The sequence below is a fragment of the Mycobacterium sp. E735 genome, assembly GCF_001666955.1.
Lineage (GTDB): Bacteria > Actinomycetota > Actinomycetes > Mycobacteriales > Mycobacteriaceae > Mycobacterium.
This window is the reverse complement of sequence record NZ_LZIX01000042.1, coordinates 1-7,486: the sequence shown is the minus strand read 5'-3', so window position 1 is coordinate 7,486 and position 7,486 is coordinate 1. Positions and strand designations below refer to the sequence as shown.

Annotated in this window: 8 protein-coding genes; 2 read left to right on the top strand and 6 right to left on the bottom strand. The window is 70.6% G+C overall.

Annotated elements, in window-relative coordinates:
- From A5704_RS03645 to A5704_RS03625, 5 genes are all read right to left on the bottom strand, one after another.
- Positions 1–492: DUF222 domain-containing protein (locus A5704_RS03645; protein ID WP_156737601.1), on the bottom strand; the 492-nt coding region annotated here is incomplete at its 3' end.
- Positions 493–513: 21 nt separating this feature from the next.
- Positions 514–1,383 carry a TauD/TfdA family dioxygenase gene (locus A5704_RS03640; RefSeq protein WP_067748962.1) on the bottom strand — a complete coding sequence of 290 codons (870 nt, stop codon included), beginning with the start codon at positions 1,381–1,383 and terminating at the stop codon, positions 514–516.
- 82 nt (positions 1,384–1,465) lie between these two features.
- The gene (locus A5704_RS03635) at positions 1,466–2,314 is read right to left on the bottom strand and encodes a pseudouridine synthase (RefSeq protein ID WP_082954764.1); all 849 of its coding nucleotides are present in this window, start codon (positions 2,312–2,314) and stop codon (positions 1,466–1,468) included.
- Complete coding sequence (locus A5704_RS03630) at positions 2,311–4,053, bottom strand: glycerol-3-phosphate dehydrogenase/oxidase (RefSeq protein WP_369807382.1); 1,743 nt, start codon at positions 4,051–4,053, stop codon at positions 2,311–2,313. The genes A5704_RS03635 and A5704_RS03630 overlap by 4 nt, the downstream gene beginning before the upstream one ends.
- Positions 4,054–4,118: 65 nt before the next feature.
- Positions 4,119–5,534 (bottom strand): NAD(P)H-quinone dehydrogenase, encoded by a 1,416-nt coding sequence (locus A5704_RS03625; protein ID WP_067887426.1) that lies wholly within the window; start codon positions 5,532–5,534, stop codon positions 4,119–4,121.
- Positions 5,535–5,739: 205 nt separating this feature from the next.
- Between A5704_RS03625 and A5704_RS03620 the strand changes: the two genes are divergently transcribed.
- Both A5704_RS03620 and A5704_RS03615 read left to right on the top strand, forming a co-directional pair.
- Positions 5,740–6,219 carry a gamma-glutamylcyclotransferase gene (locus tag A5704_RS03620; RefSeq protein ID WP_067757370.1) on the top strand — a complete coding sequence of 160 codons (480 nt, stop codon included), beginning with the start codon at positions 5,740–5,742 and terminating at the stop codon, positions 6,217–6,219.
- Between the two features lie 89 nt (positions 6,220–6,308).
- The gene (locus tag A5704_RS03615) at positions 6,309–7,127 is read left to right on the top strand and encodes an alpha/beta hydrolase (protein WP_067887428.1); all 819 of its coding nucleotides are present in this window, start codon (positions 6,309–6,311) and stop codon (positions 7,125–7,127) included.
- On the opposite strand, the gene A5704_RS03610 is transcribed toward A5704_RS03615, so the two are convergent.
- The coding region (locus A5704_RS03610; protein ID WP_156737600.1) for a M20/M25/M40 family metallo-hydrolase at positions 7,124–7,486 on the bottom strand (363 nt) is incomplete at its 5' end. The genes A5704_RS03615 and A5704_RS03610 overlap by 4 nt on opposite strands.

The window sequence follows — 7,486 nt, the reverse complement described above, 5'->3', positions numbered from 1 at the left end:
CAACCGGCCCTGGCTCATCGAGGGCCAGCGCGCCACGTTCGCCGCCAGCTGCGCGTCCACGGCCGCCAACACGTCAGTGTCGGTGATCAGATCGGTGCGATACACCAGCGTCTGCACCATCCGAAAGTCGATGTCGCCGGCGGCGAACACCTCGGCCACCTTCGGCAGCCGCTCGCGCAGCGCGCGGGCATACCGCACCCGGCTGGCCGCCAACCCCTGGCTGATCCGCAACTCCGCGGCCACCTCCGCGGCCACCGCCGCCTCGGTATCCACCGCCCACTGCTCACATTCGGCGCACCGGGAGAGCCGGTAAGCAAACAACTCCCCGATCACCGCCAACTGCCCCGCCGCCGCCCGATTCTCCGCCCGCGCCATGCCCGCGACGCGCTCCAGCAACGCCGCGGACTCGGCCGTCCTCGACGGATAGCGCCGCTCGAAGTGCTCATCCAACGCGGCGATCGACTCCGCCGACGGCACCCTCGAATCGAACATACATTCGAGTATGCCACCCGGCTACGACAACCGCATGGCCTCCAGCCCGTCGGCGGCTGTCGCGGAAATCGTGGTCCGCACCATGAAGCGCGGCTCCCGCGCCGGCCATGGCCGCCCGCGATGCATGATCGCGCGGTTGTCCCACATCACCACGTCGCCCTCGCGCCACGCGTGCGCGTAGCGAGCCTCCTGGGCGGTCGCCGCTTCGGTCAGCCCGGCGATCAGCTCCCGCCCCGCCTCCGGCGCCATGCCCTCGATCGCGTACGCGTGCGAGGCCAGATACAGCGCCTTGCGGCCGTTGACCGGGTTCCGCCAGACCAGACGCCAGCATTGCGGCGGCAGCGCCGCGCGCTCGGCCGGGCCGGCCAGTTCGGGCGCGATCTTGCCGCGCGAATAGGCGTACTCGTGCCAGGCGAAGCAATCTTCCAGCCGGCGTCGCAACGCCGGATCGAGCCGCTCGAAGGCGAGCCGGGTGGAGACGTACTCGGTCTCACCCCCATGGCCCGGAATGACGCGCGACGACAACACCGAGGCGAGCGCGGGCACGCGCTTGAACGAGCTGTCGGTGTGCCAGAGCTGGTTGGCCTTGTTCTCCAGGGCAAGGCGGTGGCCTTCTGGCACGACGCTGCCCGTCTCGTCGAGGGTCTTGAGGATCACGAGGTTGGTGCCGTGCCCCTCCGAACCGACCTTGGTGACCTCCAGCGGGCCGAAGCGGCGGGAGAAGGCGAGCTGCGCTTCGTCGCTGACGTCCTGATCGCGGAACACCAGGACCGAATGCTCTTCGAACGCCGCCCGTATCGCCGCGTATGCGACTTGCGATGCCGCGACGTCGTGAATGCTGGCTCCCCGCACTTCCGCCGCGAAGCCCGGGCCCGACGGTACGATTTCCACCGGCGCCCTCCGATGCGTTCGAAGTTTCAGTACGACTGTCCACCCGGAATGCGCGCCCGGCAAGCGATCAGACCGAGCGAAATTACGGTCCCGGTCGCCGGCTGACGAACGCGCGCCGCGCGCCCGTCACCGGATCGTCGAACTCGATGCGCTGCGCCAGCAACCGCAGCGGCGTGCTGAAGTCGTCGGCCGGCACGTCGATGATGTTGGGATACAACGGATCCCCGTCGATCGGCACCCCCAGCGAGTTCATCTGCACGCGCAGTTGGTGGGTGCGCCCGGTGCATGGGGTCAGCCGGTAGAGGCCGTCCGGGGAGACGAGTTCCACCAGTGTCTCGGCGTTGGGCGGCCCGGGTTCGCAGGTAGCCTGTAATACCCTGCGGCGCTTGATGATTCGGCTCCGGACCACGCGCGGCAACACCAAAGACGGGTCGACGGCGGCGCGCGCCAGGTAGGTCTTGCGCACCAACCCCCGGGAGAACAGCGTCTGGTATGCGCCGCGCACCTCGCGGCGGGCGGTGAACACCAGCACCCCCGCCGTCAGCCGGTCGAGGCGGTGGGCCGGGCTCAGCTCCGGCAGGCCCAGGTCCCGGCGCAGCCGCACCAGCGCCGTCTGCGCCACGTGCCGCCCGCGCGGCATGGTGGACAGGAAGTGCGGCTTGTCGACGACCACGATGTCCGCGTCGCGATGCAGCACCGGGATCTCAAAGGGGACGGGCACCTCGTCGGGCAGTTCGCGGTACAGAAACACGTACGACCCGGCGAGCAGGACGGTCGCCTCGTCGATCGGCATTCCGTCGGCGTCGACGACCGGTCCGCTCACGGCCCGCGCACCGAACCGGTCGGTCAGCTCCGCGAACACCGGTCCCCCGCGCAGCCGCACCCGGGCCGGGCCGAGCCCGTCCCGCACGGGTAGGGGCGCCGGCCTCAATTCAGCGGCACCGGCTCGAGGATCTCGGCGCGCGCCTCCGGGGCGCTCGCGCGCAACTCGTCCGCCGACACGTCGTCGGGCTGGGCCTGCGACAGGATCTCGGCCTCCACCCGGGCGCAGTAGTTCGCCACCTCGCGCTCGACGTCCTGCGTCGTCCAGCCGAGCACCGGGGCGACCACGTCGGCGACCTCGCGGGCGCAGTCGACGCCGCGGTGCGAGTACTCGATCGAGATGCGCATACGGCGGGCCAGGATGTCCTCCAGGTGCAGCGCCCCCTCGGCGGTGACGGCGTACAGGGCCTCCACCTTGAGGTAGCCCGGCGCCTCCTTGATCGGGCTGAGCAGGTCGGCGTTGTCGGCGGCCAGGCCCAGCACGTCGCCGATCAGCGAGCCGTAGCGGTCCAGCAGGTGCCGCACCCGGTAGGGGTGCAAACCCTGAAGCGCCGCAACGTGTTCCGCCTGGTTCACCAGCGCGAAGTAGCCGTCGGCGCCCAGCAGGCTGACCTTCTCGGTGATGGACGGCGCCACCCGGGCCGGGACGAACTGGGCCGCGGCGTCGATCGCGTCGGCGGCCATCACCCGATACGTGGTGTACTTGCCACCGGCGATGGCCACCAGGCCCGGCGCGGGCACCGCCACGGCGTGCTCGCGGGACAGCTTGGAGGTCTCCTCGCTCTCGCCGGCCAGCAGCGGCCGCAGCCCGGCGTAGACGCCGTCGATGTCGGCATGGCTCAGCGGGATGGCCAGCACGGTGTTGACGGTGTGCAGGATGTAGTCGATGTCGGCCTTGGTGGCCGCGGGGTGGGCCAGGTCCAGGTTCCAGTCGGTGTCGGTGGTGCCGATGATCCAGTGGCTGCCCCACGGGATGACGAACATCACCGATTTCTCGGTGCGCAGGATGATCGCGACGTCGCTGACGATGCGGTCGCGCGGCACCACCACGTGCACGCCCTTGGACGCGCGCACCTGAAACCGCCCGCGCTGCTTGGACAATGCCTGAATCTCGTCGGTCCACACCCCGGTCGCGTTGACGACGACATGGCCGCGGACCTCGGTGACGGCGCCGTCCTCGGAGTCGCGGACCCGCACGCCGGTCACCCGATCCCCCTCGCGCAGCAACGCGACCACCTGGGTCGAGGAGCGCACCACCGCGCCGTAGTGGGCGGCCGTGCGCGCGACGGTCATGGTGTGCCGGGCGTCGTCGACGACGGTGTCGTAATAACGGATTCCGCCGATCAGCGCGCTGCGTTTGAGGCCCGGGCTCAACCGCAAGGCGCCCGCCCGGGTCAAATGCTTTTGCGCGGGAACGGATTTCGCGCCGCCCATCCGGTCGTAGAGGAAGATGCCCGCGGCGACGTAGGGCCGTTCCCACACGCGGTTGGTCAGCGGGAACAGGAAGGGCATCGGCTTGACCAGATGCGGCGCCAGGGTGGTCAGCGACAGCTCGCGCTCGTAGAGCGCCTCGCGCACCAACCCGAACTCCAGCTGCTCGAGATAGCGCAACCCGCCGTGGAACATCTTCGACGAGCGGCTTGAGGTGCCCGACGCGAAATCGCGCGCCTCGACGAGCGCCACCTTCAAGCCGCGGGTGGCGGCGTCCAACGCGCAGCCGGACCCCACCACGCCGCCGCCGATGACGACGACGTCGAACTGCTCGGTGCCCAGCCGCTCCCAGGCCACCTCGCGGTGCTGCGGTCCCAGCACGGACGCCGGCGAGCCCAACTCGGTGGGCGCGTGCATCGGATCGGTCACGGCAGAGGACTCCTCACCCGGTTACTCGCCAGTAGGACGGTGTCGAAACCAGGCTAGTCCAGATCGTCGTGCGCCATCAGGCGACGAGCGGCCTCGGTGATCGATCCGGACAACGACGGGTAAACGGCCAGCGTCTGGGCCAGCTCGTTGACGGTGATGCGGTTCTGGACGGCCACGGCGATCGGCAGGATCAGCTCGGAGGCGATCGGGGCCACCACCACGCCGCCGATCACCACGCCGGTGGACTTTCGGCAGAACATCTTCACGAAACCCTGTTGCAAGCCGGACATCTTGGCCCGCGCGTTGGTGCGCAGCGGCAGCATGATCGTCCGGGCCGACACCGACCCGTCATCGATCATCGTCTGCGGCACGCCGACGGCCGCGATCTCGGGCCTGGTGAAGACCGTCGCCGCCACCGTGCGCAACCGGATCGGGCTGACGCCCTCGCCCAGCGCGTGGTACATCGCGATCCGGCCCTGCATGGCGGCCACCGACGCCAGCGGCAGCAGGCCGGTGCAGTCGCCCGCGGCGTAGATGCCCGCCACCGAGGTCCGCGACACCCGGTCCACGGTCAGGTAGCCGCCGCGGCCCAGCTCGATGCCGACCCGGTCCAGGCCGAGGCCGCCGGTGTTGGGCACCGAACCGATCGTCATCAGGGCGTGGCTGCCCTCGACGGTGCGCCCGTCGGCCAGGGTGACCAGCACGCCGCCGTCGGTGCGGGTGACCGACTGCGCTCGCGCGTTCTTGACCAGCTCGACACCGCGTTCGGAGAACGCCTCCTCCAGCACCGCCGCGGCGTCGGCGTCCTCATAGGGCAGCACCCGGTCCCGGCTGGCGACCACCGTCACCGGAACACCCAGCTCGGTGTAGGCGTGCACGAACTCGGCGCCGGTGACGCCCGACCCGACCACGACGAGGTGCGAGGGCAGCGCCTCGAGGTTGTAGAGCTGCCGCCAGGTCAGGATCCGCTCGCCGTCGGGCTGGGCCGACGGCAGGACCCGCGGGCTGGCGCCGGTCGCGATCAGCACGACGTCGGCCTCGAACTCCCCGCTGCTGCCGTCGGGGGCGGTCGCCTTGACGCGGTGGCAGGCCAGCCCGGGCGTGGGGTCGATCAGCTCGCCGCGACCGGCCACCACGTGCACGCCCATGCCGAGGAGCTGTTCGGTGATGTCGGCCGACTGCTCGGTGGCGAGTTGCTTGACCCGGGCGTGGATCTGCGGCAGCGAGATCTTGGCGTCGTCGATGTCGATGTCGAACCCCAGCCGCGGTGCCCGGCGCAGCTCGGTCCGCAGCCAGGTCGAGGCGATGAAAGTCTTGGAGGGCACGCAGTCGTCCAGCACGGCCGCGCCGCCGATGCCGTCGGAGTCGATCACGGTGACGTGCGTGGTGTCGGGGTGGGAGGTGGCGGCCACCAGCGCGGCTTCGTAACCGGCCGGGCCGCCACCGAGGATCACGATGCGGGTCGCCACAGCCCCCAACCTAGCGGGGGACCCGGTCACCGTGCAGCGCGGCGACGATGCACGCCGCACGGCGGCGTGAGGAGAAGCCGCGCCATTGAACAGCGCGGCGACGATGCACGCCGCACGGCGGCGTGAGGAGAAGCCGCGCCATTGAACAGCGCGGCGAAACGCTTGGGAGAAGACCGCTCGTGCGGGTGACGTCTAAGATTTCCCCGTGCCGCTCTACGCCGCCTACGGGTCGAACATGGATCCTGAGCAGATGCTCAAGCGGGCACCCCATTCCCCGATGGCCGGAACCGGCTGGCTGCACGGCTGGCGCCTGACGTTCGGCGGCGAGGACATCGGCTGGGAAGGCGCGCTGGCCACGGTGGTCGAAGACCCGACCTCCAAGGTGTTCGTCGTCCTCTACGACATGACCCCGGCCGACGAGAACAACCTCGACCGGTGGGAGGGCTCGGAGTTCGGCGTCCACAAGAAGATCCGCTGCCGGGTGGAACGCATCTCGTCGGACACCAGCACCGACCCCGTGCTGGCCTGGCTGTACGTGCTCGACGCCTGGGAGGGCGGCCTGCCCTCGGCGCGATACCTGGGCGTGATGGCTGACGCCGCCGAAATCGCCGGAGCCCCAAGCGATTACGTGCACAACCTGCGCACCAGACCGGCCCACAACATCGGCCCGGGAACGGGCTCCTAGGGCCCGTGTCGATTCTCTCCAGACCAGTCGTCGCCGACGCACTGGCCCGCACTTTCGCCGCCGTCGTGAACCCGGCCCCCAAGGCCGCCGTGCGATTCCCCGAATTCCGCGGCCGGACCACCGAGGTCACCATCGGAGCCCGGCACGGCCCCGTACCGGCAACCGTCTACCACCCGCCGGCCGGCACGGCGAACCAGGCGGTTTACGTCAACGTGCACGGCGGGGGCTTCGTGGTCGGGCACCCCGAACAGGACGATCCCTGGTGCCGGTACCTGGCCGCCAACGCCGGCGTGGTGGTGATCAATCCCGACTACGTGCTGGCGCCGCGGCGCCGCTTCCCGGCGGCGCCACACCAGGTCTACGACATCGTCCGCTGGGCGGCCGACCCCGACCGCGATTGGGACGGTGGGCGGCTGTGCGTCGGGGGCCAGAGCGCGGGCGGCAACCTCAGTGCCGCGGCCGCACGGCTGGCGCTGGAGAACGGCGGCCCCCGCATCGCGCTGCAGGTCCTGCACTACGCCCCGCTCGACCTGGTGACGCCCGCCCGCGACAAGGCGTCCAGCCTGGGCGGCCGCGCCATCCTGAAGCCGTGGATGGGCGAGGTCTTCGACACCGCGTACGTGCCCGACCCGGCCCAGCGGCGCGACCGCCTGGCGTCCCCGGCCTGGGCGGGCAACGCCGACGGGATCACCGGTATCGCGCCCGCGCTGGTCGTGACGGCCGAACACGATCGACTTCGCGACGAAGCCCGCCGCTACGCCGACAAGCTCCACGCCGTCGGGGCATTGGCGGAGTACTACGAGGTCGCCGGCGTCGACCATGGCTACAACATCATGAGCGACGCGGCGGACGTCACGTTGCGAAGTTACGCGCACATCGCCGAGCACGTCATGCGGGCGACGCGCTAGGGCAGCAGCGCGAACGCGGCCGACTGCTCGACGATGTTGACCATCACCCGCAGCCCGATCGCCAGGGCCCGCTCGTCGAGGTCGAACGTCGGCTGGTGCAGATCCAGCTGCGGTCCCTGCCCCGGCCAGACGCCCAGGCGCGCCATCGCACCGGGAATCTCCTCGAGGTACCAGGAGAAGTCCTCGCCCCCACCCGACTGGCGGGTATCGGCCAGCGCGTCGGGGCCGATGGCCTCGATCGCGTGGGTGAGGATGCGCGTCGAGACGTCCTCGTTGACCACCGGCGGCACACCCCGCCGGTATTGCAGCGTGTGTTCGATGCCCAGCGGGGCCAGCAGCGCCGACACCGTCTCGCGGAT

Bases quoted from the DNA above. Each gene is read 5' to 3' on its own strand.
- A5704_RS03630 (WP_369807382.1), bottom strand. From the start codon at position 4,053: ATGCACGCGCCCACCGAGTTGGGCTCGCCGGCGTCCGTGCTGGGACCG.